Source organism: Actinacidiphila sp. bgisy145, assembly GCF_057708125.1.
On record NZ_JBYIRL010000002.1, the window covers coordinates 325,437 to 350,758 of the forward strand.

The 25,322-nt window shown below is 73.5% G+C and carries 21 protein-coding genes and 1 pseudogene; 19 read left to right on the top strand and 3 right to left on the bottom strand.

Annotated features, from left to right (window positions below):
• Positions 1 to 108 precede the first annotated feature (108 nt).
• The 6 genes and pseudogenes from pdhA (AC3ERT_RS03170) to AC3ERT_RS03195 all read left to right on the top strand — a co-directional run bounded on the left by pdhA (AC3ERT_RS03170) (position 109) and on the right by AC3ERT_RS03195 (position 7,365).
• Positions 109 to 1,209 (top strand): pyruvate dehydrogenase (acetyl-transferring) E1 component subunit alpha, encoded by a 1,101-nt coding sequence (pdhA, locus tag AC3ERT_RS03170; protein WP_435172510.1) that lies wholly within the window; start codon positions 109 to 111, stop codon positions 1,207 to 1,209.
• Positions 1,210 to 1,292: 83 nt separating this feature from the next.
• Positions 1,293 to 2,264, top strand: a complete 972-nt coding sequence (locus AC3ERT_RS03175) for an alpha-ketoacid dehydrogenase subunit beta (RefSeq protein WP_335972225.1) — start codon at positions 1,293 to 1,295, stop codon at positions 2,262 to 2,264.
• Positions 2,264 to 3,673 carry a dihydrolipoamide acetyltransferase family protein gene (locus AC3ERT_RS03180; RefSeq protein ID WP_435172512.1) on the top strand — a complete coding sequence of 470 codons (1,410 nt, stop codon included), beginning with the start codon at positions 2,264 to 2,266 and terminating at the stop codon, positions 3,671 to 3,673. The genes AC3ERT_RS03175 and AC3ERT_RS03180 overlap by 1 nt, the downstream gene beginning before the upstream one ends.
• A 17-nt stretch (positions 3,674 to 3,690) precedes the next feature.
• Positions 3,691 to 4,673, top strand: a pseudogene (locus tag AC3ERT_RS03185) (NTP transferase domain-containing protein).
• Complete coding sequence (locus AC3ERT_RS03190) at positions 4,670 to 6,253, top strand: molybdopterin molybdotransferase MoeA (protein WP_435172514.1); 1,584 nt, start codon at positions 4,670 to 4,672, stop codon at positions 6,251 to 6,253. The pseudogene AC3ERT_RS03185 and the gene AC3ERT_RS03190 overlap by 4 nt, the downstream one beginning before the upstream one ends.
• A gap of 125 nt (positions 6,254 to 6,378) precedes the next feature.
• Positions 6,379 to 7,365 carry a potassium channel family protein gene (locus AC3ERT_RS03195; RefSeq protein WP_335972226.1) on the top strand — a complete coding sequence of 329 codons (987 nt, stop codon included), beginning with the start codon at positions 6,379 to 6,381 and terminating at the stop codon, positions 7,363 to 7,365.
• A 40-nt stretch (positions 7,366 to 7,405) separates the two neighbouring features.
• Here the strand turns inward: AC3ERT_RS03195 and AC3ERT_RS03200 are convergent, their stop codons facing one another.
• Entirely contained in the window at positions 7,406 to 8,890 is a 1,485-nt protein-coding gene (locus tag AC3ERT_RS03200; RefSeq protein ID WP_435172516.1) for an MFS transporter, read from the bottom strand.
• 95 nt (positions 8,891 to 8,985) lie between these two features.
• On the opposite strand from AC3ERT_RS03200, the gene AC3ERT_RS03205 reads away from it, so the two are divergent.
• From AC3ERT_RS03205 to AC3ERT_RS03220, 4 genes are all read left to right on the top strand, one after another.
• Positions 8,986 to 9,930, top strand: coding sequence for a LysR family transcriptional regulator (locus tag AC3ERT_RS03205; protein ID WP_435172517.1), 945 nt, complete (start codon positions 8,986 to 8,988; stop codon positions 9,928 to 9,930).
• Positions 9,931 to 9,941: 11 nt separating this feature from the next.
• Positions 9,942 to 10,907, top strand: coding sequence for an NAD(P)H-quinone oxidoreductase (locus AC3ERT_RS03210; RefSeq protein ID WP_335971912.1), 966 nt, complete (start codon positions 9,942 to 9,944; stop codon positions 10,905 to 10,907).
• A 148-nt stretch (positions 10,908 to 11,055) separates the two neighbouring features.
• Entirely contained in the window at positions 11,056 to 11,919 is an 864-nt protein-coding gene (locus tag AC3ERT_RS03215; protein ID WP_435172519.1) for a hypothetical protein, read from the top strand.
• Positions 11,920 to 12,020: 101 nt separating this feature from the next.
• Positions 12,021 to 12,578 (top strand): bacterial proteasome activator family protein, encoded by a 558-nt coding sequence (locus tag AC3ERT_RS03220; RefSeq protein WP_335971917.1) that lies wholly within the window; start codon positions 12,021 to 12,023, stop codon positions 12,576 to 12,578.
• 115 nt (positions 12,579 to 12,693) lie between these two features.
• Here the strand turns inward: AC3ERT_RS03220 and AC3ERT_RS03225 are convergent, their stop codons facing one another.
• Positions 12,694 to 14,397, bottom strand: a complete 1,704-nt coding sequence (locus AC3ERT_RS03225; RefSeq protein ID WP_435172521.1) for a Stk1 family PASTA domain-containing Ser/Thr kinase — start codon at positions 14,395 to 14,397, stop codon at positions 12,694 to 12,696.
• A gap of 260 nt (positions 14,398 to 14,657) precedes the next feature.
• Between AC3ERT_RS03225 and AC3ERT_RS03230 the strand changes: the two genes are divergently transcribed.
• On the top strand, positions 14,658 to 16,298 hold the full coding sequence (locus AC3ERT_RS03230; protein ID WP_435172522.1) for a protein kinase domain-containing protein: 1,641 nt from the start codon (positions 14,658 to 14,660) through the stop codon (positions 16,296 to 16,298).
• 16 nt (positions 16,299 to 16,314) lie between these two features.
• Here the strand turns inward: AC3ERT_RS03230 and AC3ERT_RS03235 are convergent, their stop codons facing one another.
• Positions 16,315 to 17,331, bottom strand: coding sequence for a phosphotransferase (locus tag AC3ERT_RS03235; RefSeq protein WP_335972228.1), 1,017 nt, complete (start codon positions 17,329 to 17,331; stop codon positions 16,315 to 16,317).
• A 417-nt stretch (positions 17,332 to 17,748) separates the two neighbouring features.
• On the opposite strand from AC3ERT_RS03235, the gene pdhA (AC3ERT_RS03240) reads away from it, so the two are divergent.
• The 8 genes from pdhA (AC3ERT_RS03240) (at position 17,749) to AC3ERT_RS03275 (ending at position 25,267) form a co-directional block, all read left to right on the top strand.
• Complete coding sequence (pdhA, locus tag AC3ERT_RS03240; RefSeq protein ID WP_435172524.1) at positions 17,749 to 18,915, top strand: pyruvate dehydrogenase (acetyl-transferring) E1 component subunit alpha; 1,167 nt, start codon at positions 17,749 to 17,751, stop codon at positions 18,913 to 18,915.
• A 1-nt stretch (position 18,916) separates the two neighbouring features.
• Positions 18,917 to 19,891, top strand: coding sequence for an alpha-ketoacid dehydrogenase subunit beta (locus AC3ERT_RS03245; RefSeq protein ID WP_335971923.1), 975 nt, complete (start codon positions 18,917 to 18,919; stop codon positions 19,889 to 19,891).
• A 19-nt stretch (positions 19,892 to 19,910) separates the two neighbouring features.
• On the top strand, positions 19,911 to 21,380 hold the full coding sequence (locus AC3ERT_RS03250) for a dihydrolipoamide acetyltransferase family protein (RefSeq protein ID WP_335972230.1): 1,470 nt from the start codon (positions 19,911 to 19,913) through the stop codon (positions 21,378 to 21,380).
• A 129-nt stretch (positions 21,381 to 21,509) separates the two neighbouring features.
• Positions 21,510 to 21,704 (top strand): hypothetical protein, encoded by a 195-nt coding sequence (locus tag AC3ERT_RS03255; RefSeq protein WP_335971925.1) that lies wholly within the window; start codon positions 21,510 to 21,512, stop codon positions 21,702 to 21,704.
• Positions 21,705 to 21,952: 248 nt separating this feature from the next.
• The gene (locus AC3ERT_RS03260) at positions 21,953 to 22,690 is read left to right on the top strand and encodes an MHYT domain-containing protein (RefSeq protein ID WP_335971928.1); all 738 of its coding nucleotides are present in this window, start codon (positions 21,953 to 21,955) and stop codon (positions 22,688 to 22,690) included.
• A gap of 47 nt (positions 22,691 to 22,737) precedes the next feature.
• Positions 22,738 to 23,397, top strand: a complete 660-nt coding sequence (locus tag AC3ERT_RS03265; protein WP_435172526.1) for a hypothetical protein — start codon at positions 22,738 to 22,740, stop codon at positions 23,395 to 23,397.
• A gap of 200 nt (positions 23,398 to 23,597) precedes the next feature.
• Positions 23,598 to 24,260, top strand: a complete 663-nt coding sequence (locus AC3ERT_RS03270; protein ID WP_435133731.1) for a hypothetical protein — start codon at positions 23,598 to 23,600, stop codon at positions 24,258 to 24,260.
• Entirely contained in the window at positions 24,245 to 25,267 is a 1,023-nt protein-coding gene (locus AC3ERT_RS03275) for a hypothetical protein (RefSeq protein ID WP_435133728.1), read from the top strand. The genes AC3ERT_RS03270 and AC3ERT_RS03275 overlap by 16 nt, the downstream gene beginning before the upstream one ends.
• Positions 25,268 to 25,322 lie beyond the last annotated feature (55 nt).

A 25,322-nucleotide genomic window follows, 5' to 3' on the forward strand; every position in this document is an offset into this window, starting at 1 on the left:
CCACCCTGTAGCCAAAATGCCTCCGGCGACCGAACAATCGGTTGGGAGAGCGGGACCCGCTCGCCGACCCGACCGACACCGGTCACCGATCACGAGGAGGTGCTCGCGATGACCGTCCTGGACACCCCCGCCTGGCGCCCGCGCACCGAGGCCGGGCCGCTGCTGCCCGACCAGGAGCCGTTCCGGCTGCTCGGCACCCCCGAGGCCGCCCGGCTCGCCCCCGAGCTGCTCACGCGGCTGTACGGGCAGCTCGTCCGCGGCCGCCGGTTCAACCGGCAGGCGACGGCCCTGACCAAGCAGGGCCGCCTCGCGGTCTACCCGTCGAGCACCGGCCAGGAGGCGTGCGAGGTCGCCGCCGCGCTCGCGCTCGGCCCGCTGGACTGGCTCTTCCCCAGCTACCGCGACACCCTCGCGGTGGTCGCCCGCGGGGTGGACCCCGTCGAGGCGCTGACACTGCTGCGCGGGGACTGGCACACCGGCTACGACCCGCGCGCGGCGCGGGTGGCGCCGCTGAGCACCCCGCTGGCCACCCAGCTGCCGCACGCGGTGGGTCTCGCGCGCGCGGCCCGGCTCAGCGGGGACGACGTGGTGGCGCTGGCGATGGTCGGTGACGGCGGCACCAGCGAGGGCGACTTCCACGAGGCGCTGAACTTCGCGGCCGTCTGGCAGGCCCCGGTCGTCTTCCTGGTGCAGAACAACGGCTTCGCGATCTCGGTGCCGCTGGCCAAGCAGACCGCCGCTCCCACCTTCGCCCACAAGGCGGTCGGCTACGGCATGCCCGGCCGTCTCGTGGACGGCAATGACGCGGCTGCCGTCCACCAGGTACTCACCGAGGCGGTGGCGCGGGCACGCGCCGGCCGCGGCCCCACCCTGGTCGAGGCGGTCACCTACCGGATCGACGCGCACACCAACGCCGACGACGCGACGCGCTACCGCGATGAGGACGAGGTCGCCGCCTGGCGCGCGCACGACCCGGTCACCCTGCTGGAGCGCGAGCTGACCGGCCGCGGCCTGCTCGACGACGCCCTGCGGCAGCGCGCCGCCGACGACGCGGAGGCGCTCGCCGCCGACCTGCGCGCCCGCATGCACGACGACCCCCGGCTGGACCCGGCGGACCTGTTCGCCCACGTCTACGCCGAACCCACCCCGCAGCTGCGCGAGCAGCAGGCCATGCTGCGGGCCGAACTGGAAGCGGAGCAGCGGTCATGAGCCCTGCCTCCCAGGCGGCCGCCCCCGCCGCGGCACCGGACGCTCCCGCCGCGTCCGCCGCCCCCGCGGCCAAGCCCGCCACCATGGCGCAGGCGCTCAACCAGGCGCTGCGGGACGCGCTCGCCGCCGACCCGGCGGTCCATGTGATGGGTGAGGACGTCGGCACCCTCGGCGGCGTCTTCCGGATCACCGACGGCCTGGCCCGCGACTTCGGCGACGACCGCTGCACCGACACCCCGCTCGCCGAGGCGGGCATCCTCGGCGCCGCGGTGGGCATGGCGATGTACGGGCTGCGGCCGGTGGTCGAGATGCAGTTCGACGCCTTCGCCTACCCGTCGTTCGAGCAGTTGGTGAGCCATGTGGCCCGGATGCGCAACCGCACCCGGGGCGCGCTGCCGCTGCCGATCACGATCCGCATCCCCTACGGCGGGGGCATCGGCGGCGTCGAGCACCACAGCGACTCCTCCGAGGCGTACTACCTGCACACCCCCGGGCTGCACGTGGTGACGCCCGCGACCGTCGAGGACGCCTACGGGCTGCTGCGGGCGGCCATCGCCTCCGACGACCCGGTGGTGTTCCTGGAGCCCAAGCGGCTGTACTGGTCGAAGGCCGACTGGTCGCCGCAGGCGCCGGCCCCGGTGCCGCCGATCGGGCGGGCGGTGGTGCGGCGCGCCGGCCGCGGCGCCACCCTGATCACGTACGGCCCGTCGCTGCCGGTGTGCCTGGAGGCCGCCGAGGTGGCGAAGGAGGAGGGCTGGGACCTGGGCGTGGTGGACCTGCGCAGCCTGGTGCCCTTCGACGAGGAGACGGTCGCGGAGGTGGTGCGCGGCACCGGGCGGGCGGTGGTGGTGCACGAGTCGTCCGGGTTCGGCGGCGCGGGCGCGGAGATCGCGGCGCGGATCACCGAGCGGTGCTTCCACCACCTCCAGGCGCCGGTGCTGCGGGTGGCGGGCTTCGACATCCCCTACCCGCCGCCGATGCTGGAGCGGCACCACCTGCCCGGTGTGGACCGGATTCTGGACGCGGTCGGCCGCCTCCAGTGGGAGGAGGGGTGATGGCCGCCGTCAAGGAGTTCACCCTGCCCGACCTCGGTGAGGGGCTCACCGAGGCGGAGATCGTGCGGTGGCTGGTGGAGGTCGGCGAGGTCGTCGCGGTGGACCAGCCGGTGGTCGAGGTGGAGACCGCGAAGGCCGTGGTGGAGGTGCCCTGCCCCTACGGCGGGGTGGTCACCGCGCGGTACGGCGCGCAGGGCGACACCTTGGCGGTCGGGCGGCCCCTGGTGACGGTGGCGGTCGGCGCGGACCCGTCCGCGGAGCAGCCGTCCGGGAAGGACACCGCCGCCGAGGACGAGGGTTCGGGGAACGTCCTGGTCGGCTACGGCACCCAGGCCGCGGTCAGCCGCAGGCGCGCCCGGGTGCGCGCGGTGAGCGCGGCGGTCGGACACGAGACGGCGGCGGCCCCGAGTACGGCCGGGCCCGGGGCGAATGCGGCCGGGCCCGCGGCGAGTGCTGCCGGGCCCGCGGCGAATACGGCCGAGCCCCCGCGCGGGGACCTCGCTCACCCGGACGGCGGACCGGTCGCGGTCATCTCGCCGCTGGTGCGCCGCATCGCCCGGGAGAAGGGCCTGGACCTGCGGACACTGACCGGCAGTGGCCCCGACGGGCTGATCCTGCGGGCCGATGTGGACCGCGCGGCGAGCGCCCTCGCGGGGGCCGGGACCGAGGGCGGCAGCGTTCCGGCGGCACCGGCCCGGCCGGCCGTCGACGGCGAGGTGCGGGTCCCGCTGCGCGGGATACGGGGCGCGGTCGCGGAGAAGCTGGCGCGCAGCAGGCGGGAGATCCCCGACGCCACCTGCTGGGTCGACGCCGACGCCACCGCGCTGCTCGCCGCCCGCGCGGCCATGAACGCGGCCGCGGGCGAGGCCGGCACCCGGATCTCGGTCCTGGCGCTCCTGGCCCGGATCGTGACCGCCGCGCTGGCCCGCCACCCGGAGCTGAACGCGTCGGTCGACACCGCGCGCGGCGAGATCGTCCGGCTGCCCGCGGTGCACCTGGGGTTCGCCGCGCAGACCGACCGCGGGCTGGTGGTGCCGGTGGTGCGGGACGCGCAGGCCAGGACCACGGCCGAACTGGCCGCGGAGATCGCCCGGCTGACCGAAGCCGCCAGGACCGGCGCGCTGACGCCGGCCGAGCTGACCGGCGGGACCTTCACCCTCAACAACTACGGCGTGTTCGGCGTGGACGGCTCCACGCCGATCCTCAACCACCCCGAGGCGGGCATGCTCGGGGTCGGCCGGATCGCGGCCAAGCCGTGGGTGCACCAGGGGGAGCTGGCGGTGCGGCAGGTGGTGCAGCTGTCCTTCACCTTCGACCACCGGGTGTGCGACGGCGGCACGGCGGGCGGCTTCCTGCGGTTCGTGGCCGACTGCGTGCAGGACCCGGCGGTGCTGCTCGCCGCGGTCTGACCGGCATACTCGCGGGCATGACGACGCGCTACGACGCGGTGGTGCCGGCCGGCGGCGCCGCCCGCCGGCTCGGCGGCACCGACAAGCCCGCGCTGGCGGTCGGCGGCCGCCCGCTGCTCGACCGGGTGCTCGCGGCCTGCGCGGCCGCGGGCGCCACGGTGGTGGTCGGCCCCCGGCGGCCGACCGCCCGGCCGGTGCGCTGGGTCCGGGAGGAACCGCCCGGCGGCGGACCGGTCCCGGCGCTGGCCGCCGGGCTCGCCGCGCTGGACGCCCCCGGGCCGGACACGCCGGGCGCGGACGTGGTCGTGGTGCTCGCCGCCGACCTGCCCTTCCTGACCCCGGCCGCGGTCGGCGCGCTGGCGGACACCGCGGCCGCCGCCGAGCGCGGGGCCGACGGGGTGCTGCTCACCGACGCCGACGGGCGGGACCAACCGCTCGCCGCCGCCTACCGGGTGGAGCCGCTGCGCCGCGAACTGGCGCTGCTCGCGGGGGAGTACGGCAGCCTCGGCGGGTTGCCGCTGCGGCTGCTCACCGGCGGGCTGGCGCTGCGCAGGATGGCCGACCCGACCGGCGACGCCTCCTTCGACTGCGACACCTGGGCGGACGTCGCGGCGGCCCGGGCCCGCCTGGAGCGCCGGCCCGAGGGGTGAGCCTGCGTGGCGCCCGCGCCGGGATCAGGGACGATGGGCCTGTGTTGGACGAATGGATCGCAGCAGCCAAGACCGAACTGGGCATCGACCTCGAGGTGGACACCGGCGTCCTGCTCGACCTCGCCCGCGACGCGGCCCACGGGGTGGCGCGGCCGGCGGCGCCGCTGACCACGTTCCTCGTCGGCTATGCCGCAGGCCGCGCGGGCGGCGGCCCGGACGAGGTGCGCGCGGCGGCGGAGAAGGCCGCGGCACTGGCCGTACGGTGGGCCGAACAGGCCGAACAGGCTGAACAAGCTGCCGCGGCGGAGCAGAACGGACCGAGGGCCGGCACCGAGGGCGCCCCGGAATGAGTTCGCCAGGCCCCGGCACCGGACCCGACGGCAACGGCTCCCCCGAAGCCCCGCCCGCCGCCGAGGACATGGACCCCAGCCTCGCGGAGCTGACCGCCGACCCTTCGGTGCGTGCGTACCTGGAGGGCCTCGGCCTCACCGACTACCTGCGCCGCCGCACCCACCCGGCCCCCGCCGCACCGGAGACCGGCGCCGACCCCGGCCCCGACTCCGACCCCGACTCCGACCCCGACAGCGCCCCGCACCTGCACGCCCCCGCCTCGACCGTCTTCCGGCGGTCGGGCACCGCCTGGCTCAGGGCGCGCCACACCGCGCTGACCGCCGCGCGCCGGCTGGACCCGGTGCATGTCCCGCTGAGCGACGAGGCGTTGGGCACCGCGCTCGCGCACGGCCTGGCGGCGCTCACGGACCTGCCGCCGTTCGACTCCTCGGCGATGGACGGCTGGGCGCTCGCCGGCCCCGGGCCCTGGCACCTGACCGGGCAGGTGCTCGCCGGCCAGGCGCCGCATGCCCACCTCGCCGACGGGCACGCGGTGCGGGTGGCGACCGGAGCCGAACTCCCCCCGGGTGCCGTGGCGGTGCTGCGCAACGAGCACGGCGCGGTCGAACTGCGGCCGGACGGCGAGTGGTTGCAGGTCGCCGCGGACCAGCCGGTGCCGGTGCCGGGCCAGGAGGTGCGCAGGCGCGGCCAGGAGTGCCGTGCGGGCCAGGAGTTGCTGCCCGCGGGGGCGACGGTGACACCCGCGGTGCTGGGGCTCGCCGCGGCCGCCGGGTACGACGACCTGGCGGTGGTGGCCCGGCCACGGGTCGAACTGCTCGTCCTCGGCGACGAGTTGCTGGCCGCGGGCCGGCCGGGCAAGGGCCTGGTCCGCGACGCGCTGGGCCCGATGCTGCCGCCGTGGCTGCGCGCGCTGGGCGCGGACGTGGTCGCCGTACGGACGCTGCCGGACGACGCGGAGGCGCTGCGCGCGGCGATCGCCGATGCCGTCGCGACCCGCGGCGCGCACCTGGTGGTCACCACCGGCGGCACCGCGAGCGGCCCGCGCGACCACGTGCACGGCGCGCTGGCCCGGCTCGGCGCGCGGCTGCGCGTGGACGGGGTGACCGTAAGGCCGGGGCACCCGATGCTGCTCGCCGAGTTCCCGTGCGGCCCGTACGGGACCCCGGGCCCGGGCGGCACCGCGGCGGCTGCGGACAGGGAGGACACCGGGGCCGAAGTCCCGCCCCGCAGAAGCCATTTCATCGGCCTGCCGGGCAACCCGCTCGCCGCGGCCGCCGGGGTGCTGACGCTCGTCGCGCCCCTTCTGCGTACGCTCGGCGGACACCCCGCCCCCGCGTCGTACACCGCGCCGCTCACCGAGGACGTCGGCGGGCACGCCAGCGACACCCGCCTGGTGCCGGTGGTGTTCGACGGCCGGGCGGCCGCGCGGCCGCTGCGCCACGCCGGTTCGGCGATGCTGCGCGGGCTGGCCGGCGCCCACGGGATGGCGGTGGTGCCGCCGGGCGGGGCGGCGGCGGGTCAGGAGGTCAAGGTGCTGGACATCGGGATGGCCGACACGGCTCGGGGGAGCGCGCGGTGAGGCTGCCCCGTGGTTCCCGCGGCGCGGACGGGACGGGCCCGGAGCCGTATCCGCCGTACCCCGAGGGCGACTTCGCGGGTCACGGCGGTGTCGAGGGCGGCAGTGGGGTCCGCACCGCTTACCGGGTGCTGCTCCCGCGTCCAGCGGCCGGGCCGCTCAAGCAGGTGATCCGCCGGCTGCTGCTCGCGCTGCTGGTGCTGGTGATCACCGTGGCCGTCGTCTACGTCGGCCGCGGCGGCTACCACGACGCCGCGGGCGGCTCGTTGTCGTTCCTGGACGCGCTCTACTACTCGACGGTGACGCTGTCCACGACCGGCTACGGCGACATCGTCCCGTACAGCACCGCGGCGCGGCTGACCAATACGCTGCTGGTGACGCCGCTGCGGGTGGTCTTCCTGATCATCCTGGTCGGGACCACCCTGGAGGTGCTGACCGAGCGCACCAGGGAGCAGTACCGGCTCAAGCGCTGGAGGAGCGCCTTGCACGACCATGTGGTGATCGTCGGGTTCGGGACGAAGGGGCGGTCCGCCGCGCAGACCCTGATCGGTCGGGGCGTGCCGCAGGGGCGGATCGTGGTGGTGGACCCGGTGCCGAAGGTGGCGCAGGCCGCGGCCGACGAGGGGTTCGTGACGGTCAGCGGCGACGCGACCCGCAACGAGGTGCTGCTGCGGGCGGAGGTCGGCCGGGCCCGGCAGATCGTGATCGCCGCGCAGCGCGACGACACCGCGGTGCTGGTCACGCTCACGGCGCGGCAGCTCAACGGCACGGCGCGGATCGTGGCGTCCGTGCGCGAGGAGGAGAACGCGCCGCTGCTGCGGCAGTCCGGGGCCGACGCGGTGATCACGAGTTCGAGTGCGGCGGGGCGGCTGCTCGGGATGTCGATGCTCAGTCCGAGTGCGGGCCGGGTGATGGACGACCTCATCACGTACGGCAGCGGGCTGGATCTCATCGAGCGGGCGGTGGAGCCGGCCGAAGTCGGCAGCGCGCCCAGGGAGTTGGCGGACCTGGTGGTGTCGGTCCGGCGCGGGGAGGAACTGCTCGGCCATGACGACCCGCAGTTGGGGGCGCTGCGGGCGGGGGACCGGCTGATCGCGATCCACCGGACGACCTGAGACCCGGCCGTGCCCGCGCGCCCGCCGCCGCCCTGCCGGGTCAGCGGCGGAGGACGTCGCCGGCGGTCGCGGGGAGGCGGGTGGCGTTGGTGGTGGCGGCGAGGGCGGGCAGGGCGAGTAGGGCGAAGGCGGCGCTGTAGGAGAGGGCGGGGGAGGTGTGGCCCAGGAGGTGGTGGGTCAGGGGGGAGCCGATGCGGAGGGCGACGGGGGCGGCGGCGACGCCGAGGCCCGCGGCGGTCTGGGTGGCGGTCGCGTTGAGGGTGTTGGCGTCGCGCATGCGGTCCGCGGGCACGTCGGCGAATGCGAGGGTGTTGTAGCCGGTCAGCCCGACGGAGCGGGCGGCGCCGCTGAGGGTGACGAGGGCGCCGATCAGCCACAGGGGCGTGCCCGAGGTGAGGAACGCGCAGCCGGCCATGGTGGCGGCCAGCACCACACCGGAGGCGGCCAGCATCGTGCGGTAGCCGAAGCGGCCGAAGAGGAAGCCGGTCGCGGGCTTGATGCCGATGTTGCCGACGAAGACGAAGAGGACCAGCGCGCCCGAGCGCACCGCACTCCACCCGAAGACCTCCTGGAAGAGCAGCGGCAGCAGGAACGGCACCGCGGCGACCGAGATCCAGAAGGCCGAGCCGCCCGAGACGGACGCGCGGAACGTGTGCGTGGTGAGCGTGCCGAGGTCGATCAGCGGGTGCGCGGCCCGCCGCAGGTGCCGCAGCGCGAGCGCGATCAGCAGCAGGGCGGCCGTGCCGAGACCGGCGGCGAGCGGCAGCGGCGTGCCGGAGTCCGCCAGCAGGTGCCCGGCGTACGTCAGCGCGCCCAGCCCCGCCGACGTCCAGACCAGCCCGAGCCAGTCCAGCGGGCCCGTCCCGGTGGCCGGGCCGCCCTCGATCAGCCGCCAGGCGGCGGCGAACGCGACCAGCCCGAGCGGGATGTTGATCAGGAACAGCCAGTGCCAGTTCGCGTACGTGGTGATCACACCGCCGAGCAGCGGCGCCGCCACCGGCGCGATCAGCGCGGGCCACACGATGTACGACACGATCCGCGGGATGTCGGGCTTGGCGGCCCCCGACAGGGCCACCAGCCGTCCGACGGGCACCATCATCGCGCCGCCCGCGCCCTGCAGGACGCGCAGCGCGACGAGTTCGCCGAGGTCGGACGCGGCGGCGCAGGCGAGCGAGGCGGCCGTGAAGAGCACGATCGCCGAGAGGAAGATCCGGCGCGCACCGAACCGCGCGGTGAGCCAGCCGCTCAGCGGCACCAGGACGGCGAGGGTGAGGACGTAGGCGGTGACGACCAGGCCGACCGCGGTGGCGGAGACGCCGAGGGACGCGCCGATCCGGGGCGCGGCGGTGGACACGATGGTGCCGTCGAGGTTCTCCATGAAGAAGCAGCCGGCCACGAGCAGGCCGACGGCGCGCTGCCGCGGGCTGATCCCGGTCCGGGCCCCCGGACCGATGTCCAGGTCCGCGCTTGCGCCCTGGTCCGTGCGCTGCTGTCCAGGTCCCGAGTGCTTCGGTGCGTTGATCACGTGTTCAGCGTGCAATCCGGCCACCGTTGATCACAAGGTCCTGGTTGTCATACGACCATTGCATGGCACGCAATGTTCGGTGCGAGACTGGCCGCATGCTCCTGCCGGACATGAACCTGCTGCCCGCCCTGGACGCGCTGCTCCGCGAGGGCAGCGTCACAGGCGCGGCGGCCGTGATGAACGTCTCCCCGTCCGCGATGAGCCGGACCCTGGCCCGGCTGCGCCGGGTGGTCGGCGACCCGCTGCTGGTGCCCTCGGGCCGCGGGATGGCGCTGACCCCGCGGGCCCGGGAACTGCGCCCGCAGGTGGCCGCCGCGCTCGGCCAGGCGCTGGCCGCGCTGCGCCCGCCTCCCCCGGTCGACCTCGCCGAGGTGCAGCGGGACTTCGTGATCCGGACGAACGACAGCGTGGCCGTGGTACTCGGCGCCGCGCTGCTCGCCAGGGTCGCCCGCGAGGCGCCGGGGGTGCGGCTGCGCATCCTGCCCGAGGGCGACGAGGACCCGGCTGACCTGCGCGACCGGGTGGACCTCGACCTCGGCGCCCTGCCCGAGACTCCGCCGGACGTGCGCACCGCCCACCTCGCCGAGCACCGGTACGTCGCCGCTGTACGGCCCGGGGGTGACTCCCCCGCGCGCGGCCCGGGAACCGCCCCGCTCTCCCCCGCCGGCTTCGTCGCCCTCCCCCACGTCACCGTCTCCCGGCACGGCCGCGCCCGCAGCGTCATCGACGACCGGCTCGCCGAACTCGGCCTGGAACGGCGGGTGCTGGCCACGGTGCCGACTTTCGGTGCGGCCTGCTTCCTCGCGCTGGAGACCGACGCGTACGCGATCGTGCCCTCCGGGTTCGCCGAACGCGCCGCCGCCGCACTGCGGTTGGCGGTGCACGAGATCCCGCTGCGCCTGCCCGCGGTGAGGTTCGACATGTCCTGGCACGTACGCCACGACGCCGACCCCGCGCACCGCTGGCTGCGCGACACCCTGGCCGTGCTGGCCGGCGACAGGCCCCGCGCGCTCGTGGGGGAGCGGCCCGCGGCGGAGTAGCCTGCCTTCGCATGTACGCGATGACGATTCCCCAGCCCGGCGGCCCGGACGCGTTGACCTGGGCGGACGTACCCGATCCGGTGGCCGGCACCGGTGAGGTCGTGGTCGAGGTCGCGGCCGCCGCGGTGAACCGCGCCGACCTCCTCCAGCGGCAGGGCCACTACGACCCGCCGCCCGGTGCCGCGCCCTACCCCGGGCTGGAGTGCTCCGGCCGGATCGTGTCCGCCGGCCCCGGCGTGTCCGGCTGGGCGGTCGGCGACGAGGTGTGCGCACTGCTCGCGGGCGGCGGCTACGCCGAGAAGGTGGCGGTGCCCGCCGGCCAACTGCTCCCCGTACCCAAGGGCGTCGACCTCGTGACGGCGGCCGCGCTGCCCGAAGTCACCGCCACCGTCTGGTCGAACGTGTTCATGGTGGCCCATCTGCGGCCCACCGAGACGCTGCTGGTGCACGGCGGGTCCAGCGGGATCGGCACCATGGCCATCCAGCTCGGGAAGGCGGTCGGCGCGCGGGTCGCGGTCACCGCGGGCAGCCCGGAGAAGCTCGACGCCTGCCGGGAGTTGGGCGCGGACCAGCTGATCGACTACCACCGGCAGGACTTCGTCGCCGAGCTCGGCCCCGACGGCGCGGACGTCGTCCTGGACCTGGTGGGCGCGAAGTACCTGGACCGCAACATCGACGCGCTCGCGCCCGGCGGCCGCCTGGTGGTGATCGGCATGCAGGGCGGCGTGAAGGCCGAGCTGAACCTCGCGAAGCTGATGGCCAAGCGGGGCGCCGTCGCCGCCACCACGCTCCGCGCCCGCCCGCCGGCCGAGAAGGCGTCGATCGTCGCCGCGGTCCGCCAGCACGTCTGGCCGCTGATCGAAGCGGGCACGGTGCGGCCCGTCGTCGACCGCGCGATCCCGCTCGCCCAGGCCGCCGACGCGCACCGGCTGATGGAGTCCAGCACCCACATCGGGAAGATCCTGCTGACGGTCTGAGAACGGCGAGCCGCGGACGTACCACCGCCCGCCCGTAATGCCGTATTCGCCACATCATGTGACGCTTGTCCTATACACGGCGGGTGCGGGAGGCGCGAACGTGCGGTGGGCGGCGGAGCACAGGCGGGGCCGGGTTCGGCAAGCGGCGGTGGGCACGGCGGTGCTGGGCGCCGCGCTGCTCGGTACGGCGGCGCCGACGTGGGCGGCCGAGGGCGCGCCGCACCCGGGCGCACATCAGCAGCACAGTCCGGGCCGCCCCGGCCCGGCCGCACCTCGACCGGCACCCTCGGCCCCCTCCGCCGCGGGTTCCGGTACGGGTACGGCCGCGGGTTCCGGGGCCGGCTCCGGTCCTGCGTCCGGTCCGCACGCCGGGTCCGCCGCTCCCGGCGGCCCCACCGTGCCGCCCGCCGCCCGTCCGCAGGCCCCCGTCCTGCCGCGCCCGCTGCCCCTGACCGGCACCGGCACCGGCACCGGCACCGGCCTGACGCTGCCGGGCTTCGCCGCCGGCGGCACCGCCGTACCGGACGCCACCGCTCCCCCGGCGCCCGCCGCGCCGCCCGCCCCCGCCGGCCCGGCCGCGCCCCACCCCGCGCAGACCCCGGCCCGTCCGGCCGCGCCCGCCACCGCCCCCGCACCACACCACCCCGGCCACGCCGCGCCCACCGCGAAGGCGAAGGCGAAGACAGAAGCAACGGCGAAGACGCGGACCGCGCCCGCCGCCGGAACCCCCCGCGCGCCCCGGCCCCCGCACACCCCGCTCCACCGCCCCACCACCGGCGGCGCGCCCCAGGCCCCGGCCGGCACCGGCGCCGGAGAGCCCGCCGCCACTCCGTTGCCGTCGTCCCAGGCGGGCGCGGCCCGGCCCGCCGCGGAGCAGGCCGACCAGGCCGACCAGGCGGTGCCGCTCGTCACCGCGAGCCGCCCGGTGCCGCGGGTGACGACGCTCGGCACCGGCCTGGTGCTGGTCGGGCTGGGGCTGGGGTTCCTCGGGGTGCGGCTGCGCCGCCCGTGACCGCCGCCCGTGACCGGCGTCCGGCCGCGGTGGACAACGGCTGCGGGCCGTGCGCAGTCCCGGGGTCGTGGCTCGCGGCGCCACTGCGGGACAATGGCCGTATGGAGATGCCGATGAACGAACGGTCGACGGAGAACGCGCAGAACCCGCAGGTCCTGGTCGTCGGGCCGGACGGGATGGCGCTCGGCGGCTCGCCGGGCGAGGGCGAGGAGCCCCGTGAGATCCCGGTGACGGAGATGGTCGAGCAGCCGGCGAAGGTGATGCGGATCGGCAGCATGATCAAGCAGCTCCTGGAGGAAGTGCGGGCGGCTCCTCTCGACGAGGCCAGCCGGGTCCGGCTGAAGGAGATCCACGCGGGCTCGGTCAAGGAGCTGGAGGCGGGGCTCGCCCCGGAGCTGGTCGAGGAGCTGGAGCGGCTGTCGCTGCCGTTCACCGACGACAGCGTGCCCAGCGAGGCGGAGCTGCGGATCGCGCAGGCGCAGCTCGTGGGCTGGCTCGAAGGGCTCTTCCACGGCATCCAGACCGCGCTGTTCGCCCAGCAGATGGCCGCGCGGGCCCAGTTGGAGCAGATGCGGCGCGCCCTGCCGCCCGGCGCAGGGGGCCTCGAGGAGGAGCAGCAGGGCGGTCCGGCGGGCCGTTCCGGCGGGCCCTACCTGTGAGCGCCGCCCGGCGGTGACACCGTGAGCGACAGCGAAAGGGGCCCTCTTCCCGCGGGAGGAGGGCCCCTTCGCCATGTGCAGGGGGTGCGGGGGTGCGCGGCCTGGCGGCCGGCGGTCAGTCGGAGCTCTTGCCCGTCGACACCCAGATGGTCACCGGGCCGTCGGTCTTCGGGTCGTAGTCGTCGTCGGCGGACGGCGACTGGCTCGTCACGGAGCCCTTGCCCCACAGCTGCTCGTTTGTGTGTTTGATGGTGTACTTCCAGCCCGCGGCCTTCATACAGGCGACGACCGAGTCGACGTAGTCGGTGTGGAAGTCCGGCATCGTGGCGACGTCGGGCTTGTCCGGGTTGATGAAGTCGTTGTGGGCGTCGGTGCACTCGTTGGTCTCGATGGTGCGGGTCTGGTCGCCCTGGACCACGTCGTCGCTCGCGGACGCGCTGGCCGTCGCCGACGTGCTGGTTTTGACGTCCGGCTGGGCGGTGTGGTCCGCGGTGGTGTCGCCGCCCCCGCCGCCGGTCATGGCGACGACCACGCCCACGATCACCGCGATCGCCACCACGGCCACCACGACGCCCACGACCAGCGGGGTGTTGGACGACCGGCCGCCGCCACGGCCCGGCCGGTTCGGCGCGCCCATGCCGGGGCCGCCGGGGACCCCCGGGCCGTTCATCGGGTGCTGCTGCGGCACCGGGGCCGGCGCGAGGTTGTACGCGGGGGTGGGCGGCGGGGTCTGGGCACCCTGCTGCGGGTAGCCGTACGCCGACGGCGGCGGGGTCGTCGGCCCGTAGCCCGGCTGCGGGGTCGGCGCGTACGGCGTCTGGACCTGCTGCGCCGGGGGCGGCACCTGACCGGGCTGGGCCGGGAAGACCGACGCGGCCACGCCCTCGCCGCGGTTGCCGCCCACCGGGTTGCCGGTGATCACCGGCATGGCCCCGCTCTGCGTGGCGCCCAGCACCCGTTCGATCTCGTCGTGCATCGCGTCGGCGGTCGGGAAGCGCTCGGCCGGGTTCTTGCGCAGCGCGCGGGCGATCAGCGCGTCGATGGCCGGGCCCAGCGCCTGGTTGACCGTGGAGGGGACCGGCGGGGTCTCCTGCACGTGCTGGTAGGCCATGGCCAGCGGCGAGTCCGCGTCGAACGGCAGCCGCCCGGTGAGCAGTTCGAAGAGCATGCAGCCGACCGAGTACAGGTCGGAGCGCTCGTCCACGCCGCGGCCGAGGGCCTGCTCGGGCGAGAGGTACTGCGGGGTGCCGACCACCATGCCGGTCTGCGTCATCGACGTCACACCGGACTGCATGGCCCGCGCGATGCCGAAGTCCATCACCTTGACCACACCGCGCCGGGTGACCATCACGTTGCCCGGCTTGATGTCGCGGTGCACCAGGCCCATCTCGTGGCTGACCGCCAGCGCGGCCAGCACATCGCCGGTGACCTTCAGCGCCTTGTCGGCGGGCATCGCGCCGAACTGGGCGATGTCCGCGGCCAGTACGTCGCCCAGCGGCTTGCCCTCGACGTACTCCATCACGATGTACGGCACCATCTGGCCGTCGATCATGTCCTCGCCGGAGTCGAAGACCGAGACGATGTTGGTGTGGTTGAGCTTGGCGACGGACTGGGCCTCGCGGCGGAAGCGCTCCCGGAACGACTGCTCGGTGCCGAGGTTGGTGTGGAGGGTCTTGACGGCCACGGGCCGGTCCAGCACCGTGTCGTGTGCCAGGTGTACGGACGCCATTCCGCCCTGCCCGAGCAGGTCGCGCAGTACATACCGCCCGCCGCCGACCGAGCGCCCCGTGAACCCGCCCTGTGTGGCGTCCCCGCTCATCAGTACTGCTACCCCCTGGAAGTGGACCGGGACAGACCAGTCCCCGAGCTTGCCCGCCAAGTCTCGCTTATCGCACCTGCACGTCAAGTTCGTTGACCATCTCGTCACCTGATACGCATCGTCCGCGCACAATGCGGTGACCTTTGTACGGCAGCCGGACGCGCACCGGATCACCCTGCGGAAAAGCGGTACGGTGGCGCACCAGGACAGCGACAGCAGCGACGCGTACGACAGGCCCGCAGCCACACGGCTCGCACGACATGGACGGACGACGAGGACTGATGGTCGACCCGAACGAGACGGCCGCCGGCATCGAACCGTCGGAGGCAGGCGGTCCCTGGGGCCCCGGAGCGGTGATCGGCGACGGCCGGTACCGGCTGACCGGACGGCTGGGGCGCGGCGGCATGGCCGAGGTCTTCGCGGCGGAGGACGTCCGGCTCGGCCGGATCGTCGCCGTCAAGCTGCTGCGCTCCGACCTCGCCGAGGACCAGGTGGCCCGGGCCCGCTTCACCCGCGAGGCCCAGTCGGTGGCCGGCCTCAACCACCACGCGGTCGTCGCGGTCTACGACTCCGGCGAGGACATCACCCGTACGGGTACCGTCCCCTACATCGTGATGGAGCTGGTCGAGGGCCACACCATCAAGGACCTACTCACCGGGCCCACCCCGCCGCCGGTCGACCAGGCGCTGCTGATCGTCTCCGGTGTGCTGGACGCGCTCGCCTACAGCCACCGCGCCGGCATCGTGCACCGCGACATCAAGCCCGCGAACGTCATCATCACCACCACCGGCGCGGTCAAGGTGATGGACTTCGGCATCGCCCGGGCGCTGCACGGGGCGGCCAGCACCATGACGCAGACCGGCATGGTGATGGGCACCCCGCAGTACCTCTCCCCCGAGCAGGCGCTCGGCAAGACCGTCGACCACCGCAGCGACCTGTACGCGACCGGCTGCCTGCTGTACGAACTGCTGACGCTGCGGCCGCCGTTCGTGGGCGAGACCCCGCTCTCGGTGGTCTACCAGCACGTGCAGGACGAGCCGCAGCTCCCGTCGCAGATCAGCGACCGGGTGCCGCCGGAGCTGGACGGCCTGGTGCTGCGCTCGCTCGCCAAGCAGCCCGAGGCCCGGTTCCAGAACGCCGAGGAGATGCGGGCGCTGGTCGGGTACGCCCACCACACCCTCCTCCAGCAGGGCGGCTGGACCGGCGGCCAGTGGAACACCGGCGCGGTCACCGCCGTCACACCCCGCCAGACCGGCACCGCGCCCACCGTGGTCGCCCAGAGCGGCGGCCACCCGCAGAACGGCTCCACCGCCGAGATCGGCCCGCTGCTCGGCGGGATCTCCGGGGTCGGCGGCGACGACGACGTGCACGGGTACGGCGAGAAGCCGCCGGCCGGCGGCAGCCCCTGGGTCAAGCCGGTGCTCTTTGTGATCGCCGCGGTGCTCGCCATCGCGCTCGGCGTCTACCTCGCGACCAGGGGCGGCGGCGGGGGCGGCGGCACCACCACCGACGACACCCCTCCGCCCAGCACCTCGCAGGCCGCCGACCAGCCGTCCGACGACAGCACGGACCAGCCGTCCGACGACTCCTCCGGCCAGGTCTCCGACGAGCCCACGGACTCCGGCGAGGCCAGCGGCTCCCCCACCGACCAGCCGACCACCTCCTCGCCGACGGCTCCCACCACAGCGCCCACCACGGCCCCCACCCACACGACGAAGCCGCCCACCACCGCCCCCACCACGAAGCCGCCCACCACCGCACCGACCACGGGTGGTACGTCCGCCGGCGGCGGCGACGCCGGCGGCACCGGCACCAGCACCGGTAGCAGCGAGGGCAGCAGCAGCGGGAGCAGCGCCGGCGCGGACGCCACCGGCGGGGACTCGTCCGGCGCCACCGGCTGACGGCCCCCCGCCGCGCTCACCCCGTGAACGCCTCGCACACGCGGGCGTACTCCTCGGTCCACCACACCGCCAGCGCGGACGCCGCCGGGAAGAGGGGATCGGAGCGGCGGTCGCGGTGCTGGTAGCGCCAGTTCAGCATCCAGAAGTCGTTGAGCCGCTCCCACCACACGCGGTGCACCGCCGCGGCCAGTTCGGCCGCGGCGATCCCCGCCGCCCGCCGGTACGCCCGGGCGTACCCCCGGATCTTCGCCAGGTCGAGCCGCCCGTCGGCGGGGTGCACGAAGAAGATGACGGCCGCCCGCACCGCCTCCTCGGCGCGCGGGTGGACGCCGAGCCGGTCCCAGTCGATGATCGCGGCGGGCTCCTCGCCGCGGTAGAGCACGTTGAGCGGGTGGAAGTCGCCGTGCACCCAGCCGCTGACCGTGCCGTCGGCGTCCGGCGGCCGCCGGTGCGCGTAGCGGCGCAGCAACTCGCGGCGTTCGAGCAGCCGGTGCTCGGCGAGCGCGTCGAACGCGTCGTACGGCCGGTGCCCGCGCACCAGTGCCAGCAGCTGGTCGATCTGCTCGTGGGTACGGTCGGGGTCGGCGCTGGGGTGCGGCCCGGCCGGGGGCGGCGGCTGGGTGTCGGCCAGCCCGGTGTGCACCATGCCGAGCAGCGCGCCGAGCCGGCGGGACTGGCAGGCGGAGAGTTCGGTGCCCTCGCGGTGGCGGCCCTCGACCCACGGGAAGAGCGCGTAGCCGTGGCCGTCGACCACCGTGACGGTGGCGCCGTCCCGGTCGTGCAGCGGCGCGGCCGCGGGCAGTCCGATCCGGACGAGCCTGCGCGTCGCGTGGTGCTGCCGGGCGATCACCGCGGGGGCCGCGGTGTCCGCGGCGACGTACTGTTTCAGAAAGAAGCGGCCGCTGTTCGTCGTGATCCGCCAGCCCCGGTTGAGTAACCCGCGCGGAACGCGTTCGCAGGTCAGCAGGGTTGCCGCACGGTCGTAGCGGCGTAACAGGGCGGTCAGTGCGGGCGGCCGCTGTGCCGTGCCCATCACGCGGCTCAGCGTAGATCAACTGGCGGCTCCGGCCGGCGCGAGTGGCGGCGGTGGCCTTGCGTCTGCTATGTCCGGCTGGTCGCGTTCGCGCCGGTGGCCGGAACCTGACGGCGCTCCGTGCCGTTCACCCCTTACGGAGTTTTCCCGATCGGGATACGGTGCCGGTGTCCCGGTCATGGCCTGCGGTAACGCGGACTACTAGGAAATCCAAGCAAAACCGCAGGTCAGAAAGTGTGCCCTCGGTGTACGCGAAGGCTTCCGGATATAGGTAACGTCTGCTTTGCAGGCCATTCGCCGGGGCGTTGTCACGCCTGGCCCGGTCATGCCGCACATACCCCGTGCGTCCCGCCGGACCTGGTCAGCCGCACTGGTTCTCCGGCAGATCCCGGGGGCCGGACAGACGGAGGAGCGAACGTGAGCGTGAAGAGCACCGCCGCGCGGAGCAGTAGCCGCGGCCGCGCGAAGCGCCGTGGGGGCGAGCCCGAGCTCGTACAACTACTGACCCCGGAAGGCGAACGCGTCGAGCACGACGCGTACTCCATCGACCTGACCCCGGACGAGCTGCGTGGCCTGTACCGGGACATGGTGCTGACCCGGCGGTTCGACGCCGAGGCGATCACCTTGCAGCGGCAGGGCGAGCTGGGGCTGTGGGCGTCGCTGCTCGGCCAGGAGGCCGCCCAGATCGGCTCCGGCCGGGCCACCCGCCCCGACGACTACATCTTCCCGACCTACCGCGAGCACGGTGTCGCCTGGACCCGGGACGTGGACCCGCTGAACCTGCTGGGCATGTTCCGCGGGGTCAACCACGGCGGGTGGGACCCGAACGAGAACAACTTCCACCTGTACACCATCGTCATCGGCTCGCAGGTGCTGCACGCGACCGGCTACGCGATGGGCGTCGCCAAGGACGGCGCGGACGCCGGGGTGATCGCGTACTTCGGCGACGGCGCCTCCAGCCAGGGCGACGTGGCCGAGGCCTTCACCTTCGCGGCGGTCTACAACGCGCCGGTGGTGTTCTTCTGCCAGAACAACCAGTGGGCGATCTCCGAGCCGACCGAGAAGCAGTCCCGCGTGCCGATCTACCAGCGCGCGGCCGGATTCGGCTTCCCGGGCGTCCGGGTGGACGGCAACGACGTGCTCGCGGTGCTCGCGGTGACCCGGGCCGCCCTGGACCACGCCCGCAGCGGGCAGGGCCCGATGCTCGTCGAGGCGTTCACCTACCGGATGGGCGCCCACACCACCACCGACGACCCGACGCGCTACCGCGCCGACGAGGAGCGCGAGGAGTGGGCGTCGAAGGACCCGATCGCCCGGCTGCGCACCTACCTCGACAAGCAGGACCTGGCCGACGAGGAGTTCTACGCGAGCGTCGAGGCCGAGAGCGACGTCCTGGCCAAGCGGGTCAGGGACGGGGTGCGCGGCATGCCCGACCCCGACAAGATGGCGGTCTTCGAGCACATCTACGCCGACGGGCACGCGCTGGTGGACGAGGAGCGCGCGCGGTTCGCCGAGTACCTGGACTCCTTCGAGGACGCCCCCGCAGCGGGCCACGGCGCCGGCAGCGCCGGAAAGGGGCACTGACATGACGCAGATGGCCATCGCGAAGGCGCTCAACGAGTCGCTGCGCACGTCACTGGAGAACGACCCGAAGGTCCTGGTGATGGGGGAGGACGTCGGCCGGCTCGGCGGCGTCTTCCGGATCACCGACGGCCTGTTCAAGGACTTCGGCGAGGGCCGGGTGATCGACACCCCGCTCGCCGAGTCCGGCATCGTGGGCACCGCGATCGGCCTGGCGCTGCGCGGCTACCGCCCGGTGGTGGAGATCCAGTTCGACGGGTTCGTCTTCCCGGCGTACGACCAGATCGTCACGCAGCTGGCGAAGATGCACGCCCGGGCGCTCGGCAAGATCAAGCTGCCGATCGTCATCCGCATCCCGTACGGCGGCGGCATCGGCGCGGTCGAGCACCACAGCGAGTCCCCGGAGACGCTCTTCGCGCACATCGCCGGGCTGAAGGTGGTCTCGCCGTCCAACGCGTCGGACGCGTACTGGATGATGCGGCAGGCCATCGAGTGCGACGACCCGGTGATCTTCTTCGAGCCCAAGCGCCGCTACTGGGACAAGGGCGAGGTGGCCGTCTCGGCCGTGCCCGCCGGGCTGCACAAGGCCGCGGTGGCCCAGGAGGGCACCGACGTCACCCTGGTGGCGTACGGGCCGATGGTGAAGGTGTGCCTGGAGGCGGCGGCCGCGGCGGCGAACGAGGGCCGCAGCGTGGAAGTGGTGGACCTGCGCTCGATCTCGCCGATCGACTTCGACACCGTGCAGGCGTCGGTGGAGAAGACCGGCCGGCTGGTCGTGGTGCACGAGGCGCCGGTCTTCTTCGGCTCCGGCGCGGAGATCGCGGCCCGGATCACCGAGCGCTGCTTCTACGCCATGGAGGCGCCGGTGCTGCGGGTGGGCGGTTTCCACGCGCCGTACCCGCCGGCCAGGCTGGAAGACGAGTACCTGCCCGGTCTTGACCGCGTACTCGACGCCGTCGACCGCGTGCTGGCGTACTGAGGAGAGGGTTGTGACGATCATGGCCGTACAGGCGCAGCGCTTTCGCGAGTTCAGGATGCCGGACGTCGGCGAGGGCCTGACCGAGGCGGAGATCCTCAAGTGGTACGTGGGCGTCGGGGACGCGGTCACCGACGGGCAGGTGATCTGCGAGGTCGAGACGGCGAAGGCGGCGGTGGAGCTGCCGATCCCGTTCGACGGGGTGGTCAGCGAGATCCGCTTCGACGAGGGCACCACGGTGGACGTGGGCACGCCGATCATCGTGGTGGACGCGGGCGGTGCCGACGGCGCCGACGGCGCGGATGGTGCTGACGGCGCGGGGGATGCCGGGGGCGCCGTGACGGACGGGGGCGAGGCGGCACCGGCCGCCGCCGAGGCCCCGGGCGAGGCCGCGCCGGAGCCGGCGGTGGAACGCAAGGCGGTGCTGGTCGGCTACGGGGTCGCGCCGTCGTCGACGACCCGGCGGCCGCGCAAGCAGCAGGCGGGCGCGCAGCAGCTCAACGGGCAGGCGGCGCCCGCGCCCGCATCCGCCCCTGCCCCCTCTCCAGCCGCCGCGCCCTCCGCGGCGGGGCCGGTGCCCGGCGCGCAGCGGCCGCTCGCCAAGCCGCCGGTGCGCAAGCTCGCCAAGGAACTGGGCGTCGACCTGGCCATGGTGGAGCCCACCGGGGCGCACGGCGAGGTGACCCGCGAGGACATCCGGGCCGCCGCCGCGCCGCCGGCCCGGCTGCCGCTGCCGGAGACCGCCGACACCGGAGAGGCCGCTGCGGCCTTCGGCATCGCCTCCTCCGGCGCCCGCGAGACCCGGGTGCCGATCAAGGGCGTCCGCAAGGCCACCGCCCAGGCGATGGTCGCCAGCGCCTTCACCGCGCCCCACGTCACCGAGTTCGTGACCTTCGACATCACGAAGACGATGAAGCTGGTGCAGGAGTTGAAGGCCGATCCGGCGTTCGCGGGCCTCAAGGTCAGCCCGCTGCTGCTGGTCGCCAAGGCGCTGCTGGTGGCGATCCGCCGCAACCCGGAGATCAACTCCGCCTGGGACGAGGCGAACCAGGAGATCGTCCGGAAGTCCTATGTGAACCTGGGCATCGCCGCGGCCACCCCGCGCGGTCTGGTGGTGCCGAACATCAAGGACGCCCACGACAAGACGCTGCCGGAACTGGCTTCCGCGCTGGGCGAGTTGGTCAGCACGGCGCGCGAGGGGAAGACCTCGCCCGCCGCGATGCAGGGCGGCACCGTCACCATCACCAACGTCGGTGTCTTCGGCGTCGACACCGGCACCCCGATCCTCAACCCGGGGGAGTCCGCGATCCTCGCGTTCGGGGCGGTCAAGCTCCAACCCTGGGTGCACAAGGGCAAGGTGAAGGCGCGGCACGTCACCACCCTGGCGCTCTCCTTCGACCACCGGCTGGTCGACGGCGAGCTGGGGTCGAAGGTGCTCGGCGACATCGCGGCGGTCCTCGAACAGCCCAAGCGGCTGATCACCTGGTCGTAGCGGTCGCCCGGCCGGTGGGCGCCGGCTGAACACCCTTTCGTGCGGCGGGCCCGGGCGTGTGGACGCCCCGGCCTGCCGCACGTGCGTGTCGCCCCCACTTTCCGCACCTTTTGTGCTGCCATCGACCGTATGGTCGTCTCTGTCTCCGTCGTCCTGCTGCTCCTGCTTCTGGCCGGAATGCAGATGCACAACCGCTCGCTCAAGCCGAGCCATGCCATCACCTGCACCCTCCTCGGCTTCTGCCTCGCCTCCTCCAGCCTCGCCCCCACGATCCAGTCCACCCTCGTGTCCACCGCCTCCCTCGTCGGCACCATCCACCCGTAAAGAAACGCCGCCGCGAAAACGCCTCGCAATTCCCACGCGTCTCCGTGTTTCCCGCGCAACCCGCCCTTCAAGATCACCGGTTCGAGTTCGCCCGCGGACAGGATCGACGTCACGTCCTCTTTTCCTTTCCGGGGGGCTTTTTTCGGCCATCGCGGTGATAGAAATCTCCCATTGAACGCCCGTGGTGAGCCGGCCGGGACGGTGCCGGAGCCGTGTGCGGCGGGGAATTCCTTGGGAGGGCGTGCGCCATGACGCACCACGCGCAACTCTGGTCCAGTTCGTGGTATCCGGCCACCGCGTATCTGATCGCTTTCATCGGCTCGGTGCTGGGGCTTTCGTGTGCCGGCCGGCTCCGGGTGGTCGGACCGGGCCGTGGAAAAGGCTGGTTGGCGGCCGGCGCGGTTTCACTGGGCAGCGGGATATGGGGCATGCACTTCGTGGCGATGCTCGGGTACGAGGTGGACGGCGCCGACCTGCGCTACGAGGTCGCCCTCACCGCGCTGAGCTGGCTGCTGGCGGTGGTCGTCGTCGGCGTCGGCATGCACGTCGCCGGCCGCCGCGACGCCTGGCACCACCTGCTCGGCGGCGGCGTCCTGGCCGGGCTCGGCGTCGCCGGTATGCACTACCTGGGCATGCGCGCGATCCGGCTGCCCGGTTCGCTCTCCTACGACCCCGCCGTGGTGGCCCTCTCGGTCGTCATCGCCGTCGTGGCGGCGACCGCCGCGCTGTGGGCGACCCTGCGGGTGCGCGGCCGCGTGGCCATCACCGGTGCGGCGCTGGTCATGGCGTTCGCGATCAGCGCGATGCACTACACCGGTATGGAGGCCGTCACGGCCACCACCGACGGCACCACCTCCACCGCCGGCGTCTCCTCCTCCGCCTTCGTCCTCCCCCTCATCGTCGGCCTCACCCTGATCATCCTGCTCGTCTCCTTCGCCGTCCTGATGAACACCCTGGACGACGTATCCACCCCCGACCGCTGGTAGCGTGCCAACTCTCTTGACATAGAGACGTCTCACGGGGGGATGTCATCGTGACCCGCTCTTCGCTGCCCGTCGCCGCGGTCACCGCGGCCGCGCTCCTGCTGGCCGCCTGCGGCGGCGGCTCCACCAGCTCGGACAAGGCCAACTCGTCGGACAGCCCGACGGGCAGTGCCTCGGCGACGGCGACCACCGCGTCCCCGACCCAGGCGGCAGGCCCGACAGCGCCGAAGTTCGACCTTCCGTCGGACATCAAGGTGAACTTCGACGGGTTCGACAGCAGCGACCCGACGAACAAGGCGGTGCTGCTGGACGCGACGTACGCGGCCACGTCGGTGGTGGAGATGGAGGCGCTGGGCAAGCTCGCGGAGACGCCGAACCTCAAGCGGTTCTTCACCGGCGATCATGGCGCGGCGCTGGCAGACCAGATGATCTCGTACGCGCGGACGGGCAAGGTCGCCACCGGCACCATCCGCTATTACGGGCCGAAGGTGACGGTCAACAAGGCGGCGGGCTCGGTGAACGTCTTCTTCTGTGAGGACCAGAGCAAGGCGTACGACAAGGACGCGAAGACCGGCAAGGTGACGGTGACCGAGCCGTCGCTGCGCAGCTACAACTCCTGGACGTACGTCATGAGCAAGGCGTCGTCCGGCGAGTGGCAGGTCGTCGACTACAGCTGGGTACACGGGGTGAAGAAGTGCCAGGCGGACTGAGCGGACGCACCGCGCGTCGCACGGTCGCACGTACTCGACGTCGGTGACGTCGTTGGACACCGGCACCTGACTCCAGGGCGCCGGGGTTGTGCCGGGCGGGTCACAGTTGTGGGAGGGGCGCTTCCGGTCGCTGGGGTGGCGCCGGTAGCGTCGAGGTGCCAACTCTGTTTACGTACAGGTATCTCACGGGGGATGTCATCGTGACCCGCTCTTCCCTGCCCGTCGCCGCGGTCACTGCGGCTGCGGCCGCGCTCCTGCTGGCTGCTTGTGGCGGTGGCTCCAACAGCTCGGACAAGATCAGCTCGTCGGACAGCCCGACGGGCAGTGCCTCGGCGACGGCGACCACCGCGTCTCCGACCCAGGCGGCAGGCCCGACAGCGCCGAAGTTCGACCTTCCGTCGGACATCAAGATCAATTTCGACGGGTTCGACAGCAGCGACCCGACGAAGAAGGCCGCACTCAAGGACGCCACCTACGCGGCGACGGCCGTGGTCGAGTTTACGGCGAGGGTCTACACCAAGGAACCGGCGTTCTTCAAACGGTTCTGGACCGGCGAGCACGGTGCGGAGTTCGCCGATTCGCTGATCGCGCAAGGCAAGGACGGCAGTGTCGTCACCGGGACCTTCAACTACTACAAGCCGGTGGTGAAGACCCTCTCGACCGGGAACCTGGCGGTCCAGTACTGCGAGGACCAGCGGAAGGCGTACGGCAAGGACGCCAAGACGGGCAAGGTCGACGTGACCACGCCGTCCTTGGAGGACTTCAACCTGTGGACGCTGACCATGACCAAGAGTTCCACAGGAGAATGGCAGGCATACGACCATACGTGGCAGAACGGAGCGAAGCAGTGCCAGATCGCCTGACAGTACGTCGACTGACCCGCGGCGCTGCCGTCACCCTCGTCTGCGTCTCCGTGCTGGCCGGCACCGCCGAGGGAGCGGTCGCCAAGACGGGCAAGGGCTACGGTGACACGAGTTCATCGAGCAGCACTGCCTCCGGTGGCGGCACCTCGTACCAGGTGCACGTGAGTTATACGCACCGCGGGAACGGGGAGGGGGACGGCTCGACGCCGGTGACCTCGTCGGACGCGAACTTCTCGCCGCCGGTGTGCTGGTACACGAGTTTCACGCCGGACGAGTTCAAGGACGAGATCGACCGTCGGTACATCGCGGCCGGCCAGGAGGGCGCGGGTACCGTCTACACGTACTACAACGAAGTCCAGTCGGACATGAACGACATCAAGTACCACAAGGGCGACGACGGTAGTTGGTGGGTGCTGACCTGGGACGACAACGCGCTCAACGAGCCGGGCGCGACCTGCCCGTACAGCACCGGGTGGATGTGGGAGCCGCCGGCGGACCCGCCCCAGGGCGCGATATCCCCGGAGGTGCTGGCCAAGGCGGCGTACGGCCAGTTGAAGCTGCCCACCAAGGGCGTCAAGCTGAGCCCGCAGCCGGGCAACCAGAAGGTGAACCTGCCGACGTACGTGGACTTCAAGGAGACCGACGCCCAGGTGTCGGTGACCGCGCAGCTGACCGAGCCGAACGGCGACGCGGTCGCGGCCACGGTGGTGGCGCAGCCGTACAGCCTGCACGTGGAGGCGGGCACGCAGTACGCGAGCCCGCAGAGCTGCGACTACCGGTTCAGCCAGTCGGGTACGGGCGCGTCGCTGGACACCTCCGGCGCGTCCTGCAACGTCACGTACACCAAGGCCAGTTCGGGGAACTACACGTTCACCGCGGCCATGACGTGGAAGGTGTGGTGGACGCCGACCGCCGACGTGCAGCCCGCGGGGACCGCGCTGCCCGACGGGATGTCGCAGTCCGAGCAGCCGGTGACGGTGGAGGAGATCCAGACCGTCAACCGCTGAGCGCACGGCAATGAGCCGGGGTCGGGAGACATCCCCGGCCCCGGCTCGACGTATG